This window comes from Robiginitalea marina (assembly GCF_024006985.1).
In the GTDB taxonomy this organism is placed as follows: domain Bacteria; phylum Bacteroidota; class Bacteroidia; order Flavobacteriales; family Flavobacteriaceae; genus Robiginitalea; species Robiginitalea marina.
Map to the genome: position 1 here is coordinate 57,389 of NZ_JAMXIB010000013.1, position 17,766 is coordinate 75,154.

General features: G+C 59.8%; 12 protein-coding genes. 11 read left to right on the forward strand and 1 reads right to left on the reverse strand.

Translation table 11 applies throughout. The features are described 5' to 3' along the window. Positions 1-102 precede the first annotated feature (102 nt). The 4 genes from NG653_RS13225 to NG653_RS13240 all read left to right on the forward strand — a co-directional run bounded on the left by NG653_RS13225 (position 103) and on the right by NG653_RS13240 (position 6,865). A complete protein-coding gene (locus NG653_RS13225) occupies positions 103-3,357 on the forward strand; it encodes a S41 family peptidase (RefSeq protein ID WP_252742195.1) in 3,255 nt (1,084 codons plus the stop codon). 20 nt (positions 3,358-3,377) lie between these two features. Next, positions 3,378-4,733, forward strand: a complete 1,356-nt coding sequence (locus NG653_RS13230; protein WP_252742196.1) for a serine hydrolase domain-containing protein — start codon at positions 3,378-3,380, stop codon at positions 4,731-4,733. 509 nt (positions 4,734-5,242) lie between these two features. Continuing rightward, positions 5,243-5,434: a hypothetical protein gene (locus NG653_RS13235; RefSeq protein WP_252742197.1), complete on the forward strand. Its 192-nt coding sequence runs from the start codon at positions 5,243-5,245 to the stop codon at positions 5,432-5,434. Positions 5,435-5,575: 141 nt separating this feature from the next. Then, the gene (locus NG653_RS13240; RefSeq protein ID WP_252742198.1) at positions 5,576-6,865 is read left to right on the forward strand and encodes an APC family permease; all 1,290 of its coding nucleotides are present in this window, start codon (positions 5,576-5,578) and stop codon (positions 6,863-6,865) included. A 4-nt stretch (positions 6,866-6,869) separates the two neighbouring features. Here NG653_RS13240 and NG653_RS13245 read toward each other — a convergent pair whose 3' ends face one another. After that, positions 6,870-7,550 carry a class I SAM-dependent methyltransferase gene (locus NG653_RS13245; RefSeq protein ID WP_252742199.1) on the reverse strand — a complete coding sequence of 227 codons (681 nt, stop codon included), beginning with the start codon at positions 7,548-7,550 and terminating at the stop codon, positions 6,870-6,872. 514 nt (positions 7,551-8,064) lie between these two features. On the opposite strand from NG653_RS13245, the gene NG653_RS13250 reads away from it, so the two are divergent. The 7 genes from NG653_RS13250 to NG653_RS13280 all read left to right on the forward strand — a co-directional run bounded on the left by NG653_RS13250 (position 8,065) and on the right by NG653_RS13280 (position 17,744). Further along, positions 8,065-9,093, forward strand: coding sequence for a hypothetical protein (locus NG653_RS13250; protein ID WP_252742200.1), 1,029 nt, complete (start codon positions 8,065-8,067; stop codon positions 9,091-9,093). An 11-nt stretch (positions 9,094-9,104) separates the two neighbouring features. Then, positions 9,105-10,520 carry an MBOAT family O-acyltransferase gene (locus NG653_RS13255; protein ID WP_252742201.1) on the forward strand — a complete coding sequence of 472 codons (1,416 nt, stop codon included), beginning with the start codon at positions 9,105-9,107 and terminating at the stop codon, positions 10,518-10,520. Between the two features lie 85 nt (positions 10,521-10,605). Then, a complete protein-coding gene (locus NG653_RS13260; RefSeq protein ID WP_252742202.1) occupies positions 10,606-10,779 on the forward strand; it encodes a hypothetical protein in 174 nt (57 codons plus the stop codon). Between the two features lie 76 nt (positions 10,780-10,855). Then, the gene (locus NG653_RS13265; protein WP_252742203.1) at positions 10,856-12,298 is read left to right on the forward strand and encodes an MltF family protein; all 1,443 of its coding nucleotides are present in this window, start codon (positions 10,856-10,858) and stop codon (positions 12,296-12,298) included. Between the two features lie 1,047 nt (positions 12,299-13,345). Next, positions 13,346-15,037, forward strand: a complete 1,692-nt coding sequence (locus NG653_RS13270) for a DUF748 domain-containing protein (RefSeq protein ID WP_252742204.1) — start codon at positions 13,346-13,348, stop codon at positions 15,035-15,037. Positions 15,038-15,292: 255 nt separating this feature from the next. Continuing rightward, positions 15,293-15,592, forward strand: coding sequence for a GIY-YIG nuclease family protein (locus NG653_RS13275; protein ID WP_252742205.1), 300 nt, complete (start codon positions 15,293-15,295; stop codon positions 15,590-15,592). 199 nt (positions 15,593-15,791) lie between these two features. After that, positions 15,792-17,744, forward strand: coding sequence for a tetratricopeptide repeat-containing sensor histidine kinase (locus tag NG653_RS13280; RefSeq protein WP_252742206.1), 1,953 nt, complete (start codon positions 15,792-15,794; stop codon positions 17,742-17,744). The last annotated feature ends 22 nt before the right edge of the window (positions 17,745-17,766 follow it).

The following is a 17,766-nucleotide window of genomic DNA, read 5'->3' on the forward strand; positions in this document are numbered from 1 at the left end:
CCTGCCGCAGCGTTTGAATTCCATTGCCCACCGGGCACAGCGGATTCAGAAATTTTGAGTACTTTTTCAGGTGCGAAACCATTCCCTGCCAAATTTTTGACTATGCGCTTTTTCCCCTCCCGCCTGGCTGGCTGGCTGCTGGCCCCGCTTCTTTTCCTTTCCGTTTCAAACGCCTTCTCCCAGGGCTTTAAGGGCTATTACCGCTACCCGGCCCTCCACAAGCAGCAAATCGTATTCACCGCGGAGGGAGACCTCTGGACCGTACCGCTGTCCGGCGGGCTGGCGCGCCGGCTGACCAGCCACCCCGAGGAGGAAACCCACCCGGCCTTCTCCCCCGACGGGACGACCATTGCCTTCACAGCCAGCTACGAAGGCCCGGCGGAGGTCTATACCATGCCGGCCGCGGGCGGCCTCCCCACCCGATGGACCTATGAACGGGAAGCCTCCATGGTGAACGGGTGGACCCCCGACGGCAGGGTAGCCTACCAGACCCGTGCCTATTCCCGGGTCCCCGATTTCCAGGTGGTCACCCTCTCCCCCGAAACCGGGGCGCGGGAGGCCATCCCCCTGAGCCAGGCTTCTGAAGCCTCCTTCGACGCTGCCGGCGAAACCGTCTATTTTGTCCGGCCGGCCTACCACCGGAATGTCACCAAGCGCTACAAGGGGGGCACCGCCCGCCAAATCTGGAAATTCAGCCAGGGAAGCCCGGAGGCCGTGCGCCTGACCCGTGAATACACGGGGGAAAGCCACCACCCCATGTGGTACCAGGGGCGGGTATACTTCATTTCAGACCGGGACGGCACCATGAACCTCTGGTCGATGGATGAAGACGGGAACGACCTGAGGCAGCATACGGTGCATATCGATTTCGATGTCCGCACCGCAACCCTTTCGGAAGGCAACATCGTTTACCAGTGGGGGGCAGACCTGTGGGCATACAACATCGCCTCCGACGCCTACAACAAAGTGGAAATCAGCCTGACTTCCGACCTCGACCAGCTTCGCGAAAAATGGGAGGAAAACCCGGCCCGGTATATTACCCATGTGAGCCCCGACCCCAAAGGGGAAAAAATTGCCATCACCTCCCGGGGTCGTGTCTTTGTGGCCCCTGCAGGGAGCGGCCGCTTTGTGGACTTCACCGGCAAAAGCCAGGTGCGGTACCGCGATGCCGTGTTTTCCCACGACGGGAAGGACCTGCTGGTACTCTCCGACGAAAGCGGGGAGTTTGAGTTCGTCCGGTTACCGGCCAATGGCATCGGGCCTGAAAAAGCCATCACCCGCGACGGGGAAATCCTCCGGTTCGAAGGGGTCCCCTCCCCTGACGGCAGGGGGCTTGCTTATAAAGACCTTCTCGAGCGTATGTACATCCTCGACCTGAATACCGGCATCAGCACCCAGGTGTCCTCCGCCGACAACTATGTGGGCAACCCTGCCTGGTCGCCCGACGGGCAATGGCTTGCCTTCGAGGAAACCGCCGACAACCTGATGACCCGCATTGTCCTGTACCACCTGCCGGGGAAAAAAGCGCATTACCTCACCACCGACCGGGCCAACTCGGTAAGCCCGCAATGGAGCCGCGACGGAAAGTTCATCTATTTCCTTTCCGACCGGAGCTTTACCTCCCTGGTGGGTTCCCCCTGGGGGCCCCGCCAACCGGAGCCCTATTTCGACGCCAAATTCAAGCTCTACCATGTACCCCTGCAAGCGGGTACCCGGTCGCCCTTCCAGCCGGGGGACGAACTGAACCCCGAACCGGAAAAGGAGGCCAAAGACGGAAAGGCCGAGACCCCCCCAACCGTGCGCATCGACCTGGAGGGGCTGGCGCAACGCCTGCTGGAAGTGCCCGTACCCGCGGGGAACTACAGCAACCTCAGCCTAGGGGCTTCCACCCTGTACCTGCAACAGGAGGGTACCGGCCTGGACGCAAAAACGGACCTGATGGCCGTGAAGATGGCCAATGAGGACGTAAAACTGCTGCCCATCGCAAAAGACATCCGCAGCTATACCCTCACCGCTGACGGGGAAAAGCTCCTGCTGCGCAAGGGAAGCAATTTCTACATGGTCGAGGCCGGGGATTCGGAAGTAGAAGACCTCGACAAGGCACAGATTTCCCTGAAGGGGTGGAAGTTCCCCATTACCCCCCGGGACGAATGGCGGCAGCTCTACACCGACGCCTGGCGGATGGAACGCGACTACTTCTACGACAAAAACATGCACGGGGTCGACTGGGATGCCATGCACGCCAAATACCTCCCCCTGGTCGACCGGGTCACCACCCGCGAGGAACTTTCGGACCTGATCGGCCGTTTTGTGGGGGAACTCTCGGCCCTGCATACCAGCGTGCGGGGGGGGGATGTGCGCAGCGACGAGAAAAATATCGAAGTAGCCAGCCTGGGGGCCGTCTTCAGCCGGGATGAAGCCGGGGGCGGGTTCCGGATCGACCGCATCTACCGGGCGGACCCCGATTACCCCGAGGAGAAATCGCCCCTCGACCAGCCCGGCCTGAACCTGAAGGAAGGGGATGTCATCACCTCGGTGAACGGGAAGCCCTCCCTGGAAGCCCGCGATATGGGGGAACTGATCCGCAACCAGGAAGGCCGGCAGGTGAGGCTGCGGGTGAAACAGCCCGAAGGGGTTCGCGACCTGATTGTGGTACCCCTGGGCAACGACTACAACCTCCGGTACCGCGACTGGGAATACGCCAACCGCCTGCAGGTGGAAGCAGCCACCGAAAACCAGGTGGGCTACCTGCACCTCAGGGCCATGGGCAGCGACGATATCAGCCAGTTCTACCGGGAATTCTACCCTGTCTTTGACCGGCAGGGCCTGATCATCGACGTGCGATATAATTTCGGGGGGAACATCGACAGCTTCATCCTGGAAAAGCTCCTGCGCAAGGCCTGGATGTACTGGGCCACCCGCAGCGGCAAACCCACCTGGAACATGCAGTACGCCTTCCGGGGCCACATGGTGGTGCTGGTGAACGAGAATACCTATTCCGATGGGGAGGCCTTTGCCGACGGCTTTAAAAAGCTCGGGATGGGCACCACCATCGGTACCCGCACCTGGGGGGGCGAAATCTGGCTGAGCAGCGCCAACCGCCTGAGCGACGGCGGTTTGGCCCGCGCCCCCATGATGGGCGTCTATGGCGAAAACGGACAATGGCTTATCGAAGGGCATGGCTTCGAACCCGACATCGTGGTCGACAACCTCCCCCATGCCACCTTCAACGGGAAGGATGCCCAGCTGGAGCGGGCCATTAAGGTGCTGCAGGAACAAATCCGCAAAGACCCTCGGCCGGTGCCCCCGCCCCCGCCATTCCCAGATAAGTCCTTCGGGAACAACAAAAAGCAATAACCCCTTACCAAAAAACCCCCATGAGAAGAATCCTAATTGCGGCTATCTGCCTTGTGTTAACCGGATCGGCCTGTAAGGGGCCCGCCCCGGAGGCCCCAACCACCCCCCTGACGGCCTTTGCCGATTCTCTCTTTCAGCAGGCCATAGACAGTTCCTTTATCGCCGGGGCCTCGGTAATCGTGCACCAGGAGGGGAAGGACCTCCTGAACCGCTCCTACGGCTATGCCAGCCTGGAGCTGCAGGCCCCCATCCCTGAGGGAGCCTCCTTCGAGATCGGGTCCGTCACCAAACAGTTTACGGCGGCGGCCATCCTGAAACTGGCCTCCGAAGGCGCCCTTTCGCTCGACGACGATTTTACCGACTATGTGCCCTTTGAAACGGGCGGGCGGGAAATCAGCATCAGGCGGTTGCTCGACCACACTTCGGGCATCCCCGGGTATACCGAAATGGAGGAATTCTGGAATTTGTCCATCTCCGTGCACCCGAGGGATTCGCTCCTCCGCCTGGTGGAAACCAAACCCTTCCTCTTTGAGCCGGGGGAACTGCAGATCTACAACAATACCGGGTACTTCCTCCTTGGCCTGATCGTCGAAAAGGCCAGTGGCATGGACTATGAAGCCTACCTCGACCAGGCCTTCTTCACCCCCCTGGGCATGGACCACACCTATTATTGCTCCACGGAAAAAGTAGTGCCCGGAAAGGTATATGGCTATAACTACACCCCGGAAGGGTTGCAGCAAAAACCCTACCTGGTCCATACCTGGCCTTATGCCGCCGGGTCGCTTTGTTCCACGGCCGAAGACCTGCTCACCTGGCTGAAGGCCCTGCACGGGGGCAAGGTTTTGGGGCCGGAGGCGTACCAGCTGCTCATCTCCCCCGAACCGCTGAACGACGGATCGCCCCTGAGGTATGCCAAGGGATTGTCGGTCTTCAATGACTTTGGCCACCGGCATATCGGGCATGGGGGGGGCATCCACGGGTTCCTTTCGGAAACACGGTACTACCCCGACAGCGACCTCTATGTGGTTAGCCTGGTCAATACCACGGGGCCCAAAGGGGCCGGGTATTTTGCTGAAGAACTGGCCTGGCAGGTGCTCGACAAACAGGACTATCCGGCTGTGCCCTTCGACCTGGACCCGGCCCCCCTTACCGGCACCTTCCGGGGGGTGGTCAGGGGACGCACCCTGCAGGTCCATTTCACCCCCACCGATGCCGGGCTGCTGGTGCTCCCCGAAGGGGAAAAAGAAGCCGACACTTTAAAACCCTACATCGGGGATGCCACCTGGATGGATGGGAACAACAGCCTCCGCTTCCAAAACGGCGCCTGGCGGATCGACCAGATAGGCGGGTATTACGTGCTTGAGCGGGTGGAGTAGGGTTGCTCCCGTTGGGGGCAGTGTCATTTCGAAGGAGCCCCGATAGCTATCGGGACGACTGAGAAATCTCTCCTAAGAAGCGCTCCACGGTCCCCTCCTCCGGAGGGGATTTAGGGGTGGGTTCCCAAAGACCTGCACACCATTGATGAGAAATCTCACCTAAGAAGCCCTGCACGGTCCCCTCCTCCGGAGGGGATTTAGGGGTGGGTTCCAAAAGACCTGCACATCATTCATGGGATTTCTCACCCCTGAAGTAGAGCGAAGCTCACTTCAGGGGGTTCGAAATGACATGTGCACTCGATCGGTGTCATTTCGAAGGAGGACCGGAGGGCCGACTGAGAAACCTCACCAAGCGGCACCTGCCCATCATTGATGAGATTTAAGGCCACATCCCACCCCCATTCCGCCGGAAATCGCTACCTTAAACCCTGTTCGCGCCCTGCCCTAAGGAAAGGACCCCCGGCGTTTCGGCCTCAGGGGCATGCAAAGGCGCATTAAACCTCCGCACTATGGGAATATTCTGGGACCTCATGCAACAGGACGAGCTGGACAAGCAGGAAAAAAAAGCGAACAACCTGGAAGACCGGGTGGCGCAGCTCGAAACGGACCTCGCCGCCACGCGGGAGCTGCTCCGAAAAACCCTGGGGGCCCTGGAACAACACGTTTCCCGCGATATAGACGGGGACGGGATTACCGGCTAGGCCCTGATACCCTTAAAACGAAACACCGGTGGAGGCCATTGATCTCATTACCCTTATCGCCATTATCCTGTTTGCCCGGCTGGGTATACGGTTACTGCGGGAGTACCTGAAAGGCCGGAAAAACAACGATCGGGAAGACCCATGAGCGAAACCAAAAAAATTGGCTGGAAAGTGGCCGCGGCCCTGGTGGTGGCCAACATGATCGGCACCGGGGTGTTCACCAGCCTGGGGTTCCAGCTGGTCGACATCCAGAATACGTGGGCTATCGCCATCCTCTGGGTCCTGGGTGGGGCGATGGCCCTGATCGGCGCCCTGTGCTATGCCGAAGTGGGCTGCGCCTACCCGAAATCGGGGGGCGAGTACACCTTCCTCACCCGCCTCTACCACCCGGTTATGGGGTACCTGGCCGGGTGGGTCTCGCTGGTGGTTGGGTTTGCCGCGCCGGTGGCCCTGGCCGCGATGGCCCTGGGGGCCTACCTGACCCACGTGGTGCCCCTGTCGCCGGGCATCCTGGCTGTGGGGGCCGTGGTGTTGCTCTCGGGGGTGCACTCCTTCAGCCTGCGCACCAGCAGCCGGTTCCAGTCGTTTGCCACCTGGTTCAAGGTATTGCTGATCGCCTTTTTGATCGGGGCAGGCCTTCTGGTCAGCCAGGAGGCGAACGCCCTGGATTTCTCCGGGGGCTGGATTTCAGAAATCACCACCCCCGCCTACGCCATTGCCTTTGTGTATGTCAGCTATTCGTACACCGGCTGGAATGCGGCCGCCTACATCATCGAAGAGGTCGACCGCCCGAAAATCAACCTGCCCAAAGCCCTGGTGCAGGGGACCCTGCTGGTAACCCTGCTGTACGTGCTGCTGCAACTGGTTTTCCTGCGCCACGGCACCCTGTCGTCCCTGAAGGGGGCGCTGGATGTGGGCCACGTCTTCGCTACCAGCGTCTTCGGCGCCGGGGGCGCGCAACTGATCAACCTGCTGATCGCCCTGTTCCTGGTCTCCAGCATCAGCGCCATGGTATGGGTGGGGCCAAGGGTGTCGATGGCCATGGGTGCCGACTACCCCCTCTGGGGCTTTTTAAAACGAAAGAATGCCAATGGCATCCCGGTAACCGCCATCTGGTTCCAGGCCGCCATCAGCATTGCCTACGTGGTTACGGGTACCTTTGAAAGCGTCCTGCTGTACTGCGGGTTTATTTTGCAGCTCAGCTCGGCCCTGGTCGTGGCCGGGGTATTTGTGCTGAGGCGTGGAAAAGATGCTGCAGACCGTTTCCGGGCCCCATGGTACCCGTTGCTGCCCGCCCTTTTCCTGTTGCTGAGCCTTTGGATCCTGGGCTACCTGCTGGCCAACCAGCCGGAAGAAAGCCTCATGGGCCTGCTCATCCTGGGCATCGGGGCCCTCAGCTACCTCCTGGGGAAAAAACCGGGCCGGCCGTGACCCCCTATTTTTTGGTGAGCACCATATAGATAAGCTTTTGCTCATCCATGCCGTAATCGGCCATCCCCATGGTTTCCTCATAGAGCAATACTTCAAACCCGCCTTTCTTCTCAAAGCGTTCCCTCACTGAGCCCGCCACGCAGCCAAAATCCGGGCGGCCCATGCCTATGCCCGCTTCGCGGTGGAAAAACTCAAAAACGAAGAGCCCGCCAGGCTTCAGGGCCTCCTTCAGGGTGCCCGTGATGCCTTCAATCCCCTGCAGGCAGCCCCCGTAGAGCCAGGTAATGAGGTCCCATTGTTCGGTGCCGTAGTCGAATACCTCGTAGCTCTCGATATAGGTGGTGAGTTCCAGGCCTTCCTTCGCAGCCTGGTCCATGGCATAAGCCACCGCCTTGTCGGCCAGGTCGAACCCGGTCACCTCCCAACCCTTGCGGGCCAGGTGGAGGGCATTGCGCCCCTGCCCCATCGCGACCACCAGGGCCGTGCCCGGCGTAACGGCTTCTATGGTATTGGCCAGCAATTGGTTGGGTTGTTTGTTGAAGATGTATTTCTCGTTGTCTACCAGGCTGCGGTTCCAGCGCTCGCGGATGCGTTCATTCCGCTCTTCGAGGGTCATGGTCTGGGCGGCAACAAGGCCGCTGCAGGCCAGTGCCAGAAGGGTGAAGGTCATTTTAAGGGTGTTCATGGGTTGGTTGGTTTTAAAGGTTTTTCCGTTGTTGAGTGGCATACAAGGTAGGTAAATAATTCCGGAAGGTTGAGAAAGAGGGGGTTGGGGGGATTGCACACCACCCGTTTCATTTCGAAGGACCCCTCCCGATAGCTATCGGGACTATCGGGGGGAGGGCCGACTGAGAAATCCCTCCCGGGAAGCACAACTCGGTCCCCTCCTTCGGAGGGGATTTAGGGGTGGGTGTGCCCGGAAAACCCACCCCTGACCCCTCCCAGGAGGGGAACACTATGGTAGGTGTTTACCTCCCGGGAGGGGAAGAGTGTAGCTCAGCAAGGGGCTTCCTGAAAAATCCCTCCAAACGGTACCTGCTCATCGTTGATGAGATTTCTCACCCCTGAAGTGAGCTTCGCTCTACTTCAGGGGTTCGAAATGACAAAGGAGGTACCTCTTAAAAATCAGGGCCTTAAATGTTAAAGCGGCTTCAAAAAGACCTATATTCGAAGCTACTAAACAACCAACCAAACCAATTATGTCCCTCAAACAATCTGCGCTGATCGCGCTTGCGGTCAGCCTGGCCAGTATTTCCGCATGGGAACTTTACTGGCGCGGCCAGGGTTACTGGCCGACGCTTAACGACGACAAGGACCTTTGGGCCGTACACCGGGCCCGGGTAGAAGAAGCCACCGAGAAAGATTTTGTGATCGTCGGGTCCTCCAGGGCCTACTTCGACATCCAGGTCGGGGCCTTCGAAGCGGCCACGGGCCGCAAGCCCATCCAGCTTTCCGCTACCGGGTCTTCACCCCTGCCCGCTTTCCACGACATCGTGCGCAATACCGATTTCAGGGGTACCGTCATTATGGGGGTGACCCCGCCCCTGTTCTTTTCCACCACCTTCCCCATGGCCCCCCCCTGGGAGCGGATACAGGGGAAGGTGGACCATTACCAGGAGCGCACCTACGCCCAGCGCCTGAACTACCCCCTGTCGGCCTTTTTGCAGCAAAACCTCGTGTTCATGAGCGGGGACGAGGAAGAGTGGGCCGACGACATCGACCTGAAGTCGCTGCTCGGGCGCATCCGCCTGGGCAACCGCACCGGAGCCCCGCAAATGCCGCCTTTTTACTTTTTTGGCGAGGTGTCCGCGGACCGGAACATGCGGATGACCCCGCAGACGGTTACCGACACCGCCCTGGCCAACAGCGTGGCCCGGGTATGGGCTTTTTTCGGAAAAGGGGCCCCGCCCCCCGACAAAGACGCCACCATGGCCTTTTTCCTGTCTGACCTGGAAGCCTTCAGGGCCCGGGGAGGAAGCCTCGTCCTGGTGCGCTGCCCCTCGAATGGGGGCTTCCGGGAGGCCGAAAAGCACGTCACCCCCCGGACTGACTTCTGGGACGACCTGGTAGCACAGGCCCAGGTGCCCGCCTACCACTTCGAGGATTACGAATCCCTGAAAGGCCTTACCTGCCCGGAAGAATCGCATTTATCCGGGCCCGACGCCGATTACTTCACCCAAGAGCTGGTACGCCTGATGCAGGCCGACGGCGCCATCCCTAACCGCTAAGCCCCGCTGCCTTGTTATTCAACTCCCTCATATTTATCGTATTCCTGGCGGTGGTACTGGCCCTGTATTACGCCCCCTTACTGAACTGGAAAGGCAAAAAAGGCATGTTGCTGCTGGCCAGCTACGTGTTCTACGGCCTGTGGAACCCGCCCCTGGTGCTGCTGTTGTGGTTTTCCACTGTGGTCGACTGGGTGGCCGGCAAGAAGCTGGCGGTGGAAGAAAATCCCCACCGCCGAAAAGGCTGGCTGGTGCTGAGCATGGTGGTAAACCTGGGGTTCCTGAGCTTTTTCAAGTACGGCGACTTCTTTTTGAAAAACTTCACCTGGCTGGTGAACCAGATCGGGTGGGACTTCCAACCCGCCCCCCTCGACATCATTTTGCCCATGGGGATTTCGTTCTACACCTTCCAGACCATGTCGTACACCATCGACATGTACCTCAAACGCACCGAGCGGGCCAGGACCTTCCTCGATTTTGCCCTGTACGTGACCTTCTTCCCCCAGCTGGTGGCCGGGCCCATCGTGCGGGCGGGCGACCTGATCACGCAGTTTTACGAAGAAAAAAAGGCCACGGCCAACCAGTTTATCTGGGGGCTGTTCCTGCTGACCATCGGGCTGTTCCAGAAGGTGGTGCTGGCCGATACCCTGCTGGCCGATGCGGCTGACACGGTGTTCGGGGCCGGGAAGCTGCTGCACCCGGTAGACGCCTGGACGGGTACCCTGGCCTTTTCGGGGCAGATCTTTTTCGATTTTGCCGGGTATTCCACCTGCGCCATCGGGGTGGCCCTGATGCTGGGCATATTCCTTCCCGACAACTTCCGCTACCCCTACGCTTCCCTGGGCTTTTCCGATTTGTGGAAGCGGTGGCACATTACCCTGTCGAGCTGGTTGCGCGACTACCTCTACATCCCCCTGGGCGGCAACCGGCATGGGATCCTGCGCATGTATGTGGCCCTCATGGTCACCATGCTGCTGGGCGGGCTGTGGCACGGGGCGGCCTGGACCTTTATCGTCTGGGGCGGGCTGCACGGCAGTTACCTCATCCTGGAGCGGTTGCAGCGGCGCTACCTCCCCTTTAAGATTACCGCGCGCAACGGGCTTTTCCTGGCCTTTACCACCTTTAGCTGCGTAAACATCACCTGGGTCTTTTTCCGGGCCCGGGAATTTTCCACCGCCTGGGACATGATCACCTCCATGCTGTGGCTGCGGACCGGGGGCGAAAAAACCCTGGAGCTGGCCACCATCGTACAGGTCCTGGTCGTGGTTACGGCCATGTTCCTCTGCCACTGGGTGATGCGCGACCGCAGCATGAAAGAGGTGGCCGCGAAAACCTCACCCTGGGTCCTGGGCCTGGCCTGGGGGGTAATGCTCTTCCTGATTTTCCTTTCGCAGGGAAGCGGGGAGCAGTTCATCTATTTCCAGTTCTAACCTGAAATGGGGCGTTTTTTCTTAAATATTTGTTAATGTAAGGGGAATTTCTTAGTTTCATGCTGAACACCAACCGATTAATAGCATGAAATCCGACGAAAAACTGTTCTGTGCGCGCTGCCTGGCGATCGCCGCCCTGCTGCTTGCAGCCGGGCTCGTGGCCATGGTTTTGGAGCACGGATCCTCCCTCTGGATGGGAGGGCTTTCGCAGGAACTGGCGGGTTCGCTCCAGCGGGCTGCCGACCTTGTATCGAACTGAGGCCAACCGCCCGGTTTGATGCCGTTTACGGGGTCCCCTTTCGGGATATCCCCGGTTTATGCTATATTACCTCGCTTTGAAAACGCTTTTCATACGGATCGGGCTATTGCTGTCGCTGGCACTGCTGCTTTGGTCGTGCCAGTGGGGCCGGGCCGGGGAAACTTCTGAGGACCGCCTGCCGGAGGTGCGGCGCGACCTGAAGGACATCCGGTCGGAAGGCCGCCTGCGGGCCCTGATCGTCTATAGCGCCACCGGCTACTTCCTCTACAAGGGCCAGCCCATGGGGTATGAATACGAGCTGCTCAAACGCCTGGCGGCCCACCTGGGGCTTGAACTGGAGTTGCGGGTCGCCCGGGACCTCGACCAGATGTTGGAGGTGCTCCAAAGCGGGCAGGTAGACGTGGTGGCCCACGGCCTGGCCATTACCGAAGGGCGGCAGCAGGAAGTGGCCTTTACCGAATCGCTTTACCTGACCAAACAGGTGCTGGTGCAGCGCAAACCGGCCGCCTGGAGGCAAATGACCCTCGACCAGATCCGCAACCAGACCATACAGGACCCCGTGCAGCTGATCGGCGACACGGTAAGCGTCCGCAAGAACTCCTCGTACCTCAAACGCCTGGCCAACCTCTCACGCGAAATCGGGGGGGCCATCGTGATCGATACCCTGGAGGGCAACCTTTCCACCGACGAGATCATCAAACAGGTGGTGGACGGGCACATCAAGTACACGGTGGCCGACCGCAACCTGGCGCGCATCAACGCCTCCAGTTACCCCATCCTGGACGTAAGCGTGCCGGTGAGCTTTTCGCAGCGCATCGGGTGGGCCGTGCGAAAAAACGCCCCGGAATTGCTGCAAGCCGTGGACCAGTGGCTACTAAAGGAGAAAAAAGGGCACGACTTCAACTATATCTACAACAAATACTTCGAGAACCCCCGCAGTTTCAACCGCCGCATCCAGAGCGAATTCTACAGCCTGGCCGAGGGGCGGATCAGCCAGTACGATACCCTGCTAAAGGCCCACGCCGCCCGCCTGGGGTGGGACTGGCGGTTGCTGGCCTCCATGGTGTACCAGGAATCGCGATTCAACCCGGAGGCTACCGCCTGGACCGGGGCTACAGGCCTCATGCAGCTGATGCCCGCCACCGCAGAAGAACTCAAGGTGGCCGACCCTTCCGACCCGGGCCAAAGCCTCGCCGGCGGGGTGCGCTACCTCGAACAGCTTTCCCGGGCCTTTGCCGCGGTGCCCGATTCCCTGGAACGGGTGAAATTTACCCTGGCGGCCTACAACTGCGGCCTGGGCCACGTGCAGGATGCCCAGCGCCTGGCGACCGTGCGCGGGGTGGACCCGAATTGCTGGGACCAAAATGTCGACCAGATGATCCTGGCCCTGAGCTACCCCAAAAACTACTACCATGAGGTCGTGCAGCACGGCTACCTGCGCGGGGTGGAACCCTATCGCTATGTAAAGCAGATCATGGAGCGGTACCGGCATTACGCCTCGCTGGTGCGGGAGGAGTAAAGTCGTTAGTACTGATTCGACGGGGCGACTGAGAAATCTCACCTAAGGAGCGCTGCACGGTCCCCTCCTCCTGAGGGGATTTAGGGGTGGGTCCACCTAACTAGACCTTCACATCATTCATGAGATTTCTCACCTTGGGGCATACCGCCCCGAGTGGGCGTTTTGCGGTGCTCGCTTTGGCTCGCACAGTTGTTCCTCTTTCTTTTGCTGGTCCAAAAGAAAGAGGCAAAGAAAAGGACCTCTTTCGAAGGATTAAAGGCGATTTTTGGCCTATGGCCAAAACCGCGGATGGCTAAGGTCGCTCCCTGCTTCCTGTTCGCTAGGCTCACCGCTGATCCGCTCCCGCCACCGCTATCGCTGGAAATCCTTCGGGCCCCCTCAAGTTTAAGTCCTCTTCATTAAACGGGCATTCTCGTGCATGCTCGAGGTTACGCGTTACTGTCCTTTCGAAGGAGGCCCGTAAAGGGCTGACTGAGAAATCTCACCTAAGGAGCGCTGCACGGTCCCCTCCCACGGAGGGGATTTAGGGGTGGGTCCACCGAACTAGACCTTCACATCATTCATGAGATTTCTCACCTTGGGGCATACCGCCCCGAGTGGGCGTTTTGCGGTGCTCGCTTTGGCTCGCACCTTTGTTCCTCTTTCTTTTGCTGGTCCAAAAGAAAGAGGCAAAGAAAAAGACCACTTTCGAAGGATTAAAGGCGGTTTTTGGCCTATGGCCAAAACCGCGGATGGCTAAGGTCGCTCCCTGCTTCCTGTTCGCTAGGCTCACCGCTGGTCCGCTCCCGCCACCGCTATCGCTGGTAATCCTTCGGGGCTCCTCAAGGAGAGGTCACTTTTAAAAAATGGGCTCTTGTGTGCCTTATTATGATTTGTGTTAGTGTCATTTCGAAGGAGCCCCGATAGCTATCGGGGCGACTGAGAAATCTCACCTAAGCAGCGCTGCACGGTCCCCTCCTCCGGAGGGGATTTAGGGGTGGGTTTACGAACAAGGCCTGCACATCCGTAATCAGATTTCGCATATCTTTAGGCGACAACTGATTCCCTATGGCTTTATCGCGCAAAAAGAAGTTCCTGTTCTCTGGCCTGGCGTTGGTGCTGGTCCTGGCGGTCGTATTCGGGACAGGCGCCCTGAACCGCATTTTGGAGGAATCGCTGGACCGCTATGTGCGGCAGAAAATAGAGGTGACGGGGGGCGAAGGGGAACCTGCCTACGCTTTTTCCTATGAGGGGATCGATATCGACATCTTTGCCGAGCGCATAACGTTCACCAACTTCCGGATGACGCCCCGGGAGGCCCACCGGGAGGCATTCTTCAAGGGGGAAACCCATGAGAAGGCCCTCAAGGAAGCCGGCGTAAGCAAGGTGACCGTGAGGGGGGTGGGGCTGATGAACTTCCTTTGGGACAAACAGATCCGCATCAGCGAGGTCCGCATCGATTCGGTTAGGCTCGACCTGGTGGTCCCCGAAGGGCACAAAGAGGCCCTTGAGAAGGAAAAAAAAGGCGGGGGGTTCTCCCTGGAGGGCATCCGGCTGCCCGGCATTACCGCCCTCACCCTGGAGCGTTTTACCCTGGGAGACTTCGAATTGTCACGGCGCAACGCCTCCTCGGGCGACACCCTTATGCACTTTACCTCAAGGGGGGGAAGCCTGCAAGGCCTCGGCATGAAGCGGACCGGAGATTCGGAGGCTTCCTTCTTCGAACCCGATATCGGGGGGCTGGTGCTAACGCTCGACCCCGAGCATTTGGCCCTGCCCCAAAACCTTTACCGGATGGGGTTTAAGGAATTGACCTACACCTTCGCCTCGCGGGACCTCCAGATCAGGGAAATGGCCCTGAGCCCCCGGGAGGACCACCAGGCCTTCCGGGAACAAAACCGGTATAGCTACGAGATCTACGACGCCCACATCAAAAATTTGAAGCTCAGCGCATTCGATATGTCTGCCTTCCTGAACCTCGGGATTGTATCCATCGGGCATATAGCGGTCGATAGCCTGGCCCTGAAGATCTTCCGCGACAAAACCAAACCCTTCAATACCGGAAAGAGGGTGCTGCTGCCCCAGGAGGCCCTTGCCTCCCTTGATTTTCCGCTCCATATCGGTTCCATAGCGGTCAAAAACAGCTCCATGAACTACGCCGAACAGACCGAATTAGGGGCGCCACCCCTGCTGGTTGATTTTTCGGACCTTGCCCTCGAGGTGCGCCACCTCACCACCCTGCCCGACAGCCTCAAAGGCCCCACCCCCCTTGAGATCGACCTCGCCGCCAAACTGGACCAGGCGATCCCCGTGGAAGTGCACCTGGAACTGCCCTACCACACCCCCACCTTCCGCGTGCGGGGGCAAACCGACAGGACTTCGTCTTTCCAGAGCCTGAATAAAACCGTGCTGCCGGCGGTAGGGCTGCAATTTACCTCGGGGCGGCTCGACGGGCTGCAGTTCGCCATGACCGGCACCCCCTGGTCGCTCCACGGGGAATTGACCCTGTTGTACCACGACCTGAGCGTGTCCCTCCACAAAGACGGGAAAGACGACCGCAAAACCCTCTCCTGGGCCGCCAACACCCTGCTGAAGGACGCCAACCCCAACCGGCACGGCCATACCGTGGTGGGCCTGGTCGAGGCGGAACGCATCCCCTACAAGGGCCTGGGCAACTACATCTGGAAAGGCGTGCAATCGGGCCTGGTGAATTCGTTAAACCCGGTGGGGAAACGGAGGGTGGTGAAGGGGAAACGCTAGGGGGATGGGGTAGTGTCATTTCGAAGGAGGCCCCTCCCGATTGCTATCGGGACGACTGACTGAGAAATCTCTTCAAGCAAGACCTGCACGTCATTCCTGAGGTTTCTCACCCCTGAAGTGAGCTTCGCTCTACTTCAGGGGGTTCGAAATGACAGTGCACAGTTAGGGGTCAGTTTTCACACTACCAAGGGGGGGGGATCGAAAATGATGGGGAAACTGAATGAGGCCTTCACCATCGATTTATAACTTGCCCTGGTGTTTTTCCGCTATTTCGTATATATCACCACAAACAAAAACCGGACAACCCTTTACGTGGGCGTGACCGGAGACATAAAAGCCCGCTTGGCGAAACATTACCAAAATAGTCTTAAACGAAGCAAGGCCTTTGCCGGAAAATATAATTGCTACTACCTGGTGTATTTTGAAGGTTTTGACAGCATTCATAAGGCCATCGCGCGGGAAAAGGAAATCAAGGCATGGAGGAGGCAGAAAAAGGAGCAGCTCATTAGCAGTTTTAATCCGGCCTGGGAATTCCTGAACACTGGGGCTTTTTAAAATCACCTTTGGACCAATTACGATTGCGTGTTACTGTCATTTCGAAGGACCTCGACCCCGACAAAGGAGGGGGAGAGGGACTGAGAAACCTCAGCAAGCGGCACCTGCGTATCATTAATGAGATTTCTCACCCCTGAAGTGAGCTTCGCTCTACTTCAGGGGGTTCGAAATGACATCAAAACCCCGTATTTTTACTTCCATGAACCTGCGATGGATCGGCGGCCTGCTGGGCGGCATTGTGGTACTGGGTTGCGCGCGGAACGAAGGGCCGGCGACGGCGCCTGTGGCGGTAGACAGCGCCCTGGCGGCCTATGAGGCCGTGCGCGCCGACAAGGCCGTGGCCACGGGGGAAAAGATCGGGCGCAACGAGGCCCTCCTGCGGCAGTGGGCGGGCACGGGCGATACCCTGGAGCTCTACCTCCTCGGGCACCGGGCAGGATTGCACCGAAACGCCGGGGAGCTCGACAGCGCCGTGTACTACAGCGCGCAGCTGGTGGCCCGGGCTGCGGCCCTGGGCGACAGCGCGGCCCTGGCCAACGGGCACTTCCGCCTGGGGTTCTACAGCCGCATGGCCAACCGGTACGACGCTTCCCTGGAGCACTACTACCAGGCCATACAACTCTACAAAGCCCTGGGCGACAGCCTCAATGCCGGAAAAAAACTGCTGAACCTGGCCAACCTGCTGAACTTCGGGGGCAATTACCAGGAAGCCGAAGACATGGCCGTGGAGGGCCTGGCTTTCGTCGAAAACCGCCCCGTGGAAGAAGATAATCGCTGGATGGCAGGCCTGGTGAATGCCCTGGCGATTTCGTCCAAGAACCGGAAGAACTACGACGAGGCCCTGGCCTGGTACCAAAAAGCCATGGAGGTCGAAAGTACCCCCCTGGCCGTCCTGAATATCCGCAACAACATGGCGGCGGTGTACATTTTGCAGGGCCACTACGAAAAGGCGCGCGACCTGCTGGAAGAATTGCGGGCCGACCCGGTACTGGCCGAAGAAAAACGGGCCACCGACCGGGCCCGGGTGCTCGACAACCTGGGCCTGGCCAAAGCCCGCCTGGGGGAGCCCGGGGCCGAAGCCCTGTTGCAGGAGGCTTACCAGCTGCGCAAGGGCCTTGATTACAAGGCAGGCCTGCTGTTCAGTACCCTGAACCTCTCGGAGTTCCATGCGGCCGCCAACCCGGAGCGGGCCCGGGCTTTCGCCCTGGAGGCGCGGGCGCTTTCGGAGGAACTCGAAAACCCCGACGAACAGCTTATGGCCCTGGCCGCGCTCACCAGGGTAGCGGAAGACCCGCGGCCGCACGCCCTGGCCTACCAGGCCCTGGCCGACAGCCTCGGGGGGGCGCGGGCCCGTGCCCGCGACAACTTTGCCAAGGTGCGGTACGAAACCGAAAAGAACCGGCAGAACTACCTGCTGGCCAAACAGGATGCGGCCCAGAAAACCCTGGAGCTCCGCCAGGCCCGCACCCGCAACCTCCTGCTGGGGGTCCTGCTGCTGGGGGTAGCGGCCACGGGGGTCCTTTTGATGCGCCTGCAGCGCAACCGGGCGCGGCGCCGGCAGCTGGAGGCGAGTTATGAAACCGAGGCGCGGATCTCCAAAAAGGTGCACGACGAACTGGCCAACGACGTGTTCAACATCCTGAACTACGCCTCGGGCCGGTCGTTGCAGGGGGAGGCCGAACGGGAATTCGTGCTGGGGCAGCTCGACCAGGTGTACGCCAAAACCCGGAACATTGCGCGCAACACGGCCGAGGTACCGGCCGACGGGGCCTTCGACCGCCGCCTCAAGGAACTCATAGACGGGTACAACGACGAGCGCACCCGCATCGTGCTGCGGGGGCTCGACAAAATCCCGTGGCAACGGCTTTCCCAGACCGGGCAGACCACCTGCTACCGGGTGGTGCAGGAACTGCTGGTAAACCTGAAAAAACACAGCGGGGCCAGCCTGGCCCTGCTGGAGTTCACCCGAAACGGCCGCTGGCTGGAGGTGCGCTACAAAGACAACGGGGTGGGCCTGCCCCCCGAGGCCCTGCAGGGGCGCAGCGGCCTGGCCAATGCGGAAACCCGTATCCGCGCTACGGGCGGAACCCTTACCTTGCCGGCCGAAAACAAGGGCGGCCTGGCCTGCTCGTTTACCCTGCCCCTGAATTGACGAAAAAGTTTTATTTTAACAG

Bases quoted from the DNA above. Each gene is read 5' to 3' on its own strand.
- NG653_RS13225 (WP_252742195.1), top strand. From the start codon at position 103: ATGCGCTTTTTCCCCTCCCGCCTGGCTGGCTGGCTGCTGGCCCCGCTT.
- NG653_RS13230 (WP_252742196.1), top strand. From the start codon at position 3,378: ATGAGAAGAATCCTAATTGCGGCTATCTGCCTTGTGTTAACCGGATCG.
- NG653_RS13235 (WP_252742197.1), top strand. From the start codon at position 5,243: ATGGGAATATTCTGGGACCTCATGCAACAGGACGAGCTGGACAAGCAG.
- NG653_RS13240 (WP_252742198.1), top strand. From the start codon at position 5,576: ATGAGCGAAACCAAAAAAATTGGCTGGAAAGTGGCCGCGGCCCTGGTG.
- NG653_RS13245 (WP_252742199.1), bottom strand. From the start codon at position 7,550: ATGAACACCCTTAAAATGACCTTCACCCTTCTGGCACTGGCCTGCAGC.
- NG653_RS13250 (WP_252742200.1), top strand. From the start codon at position 8,065: ATGTCCCTCAAACAATCTGCGCTGATCGCGCTTGCGGTCAGCCTGGCC.
- NG653_RS13260 (WP_252742202.1), top strand. From the start codon at position 10,606: ATGAAATCCGACGAAAAACTGTTCTGTGCGCGCTGCCTGGCGATCGCC.
- NG653_RS13270 (WP_252742204.1), top strand. From the start codon at position 13,346: ATGGCTTTATCGCGCAAAAAGAAGTTCCTGTTCTCTGGCCTGGCGTTG.
- NG653_RS13280 (WP_252742206.1), top strand. From the start codon at position 15,792: ATGAACCTGCGATGGATCGGCGGCCTGCTGGGCGGCATTGTGGTACTG.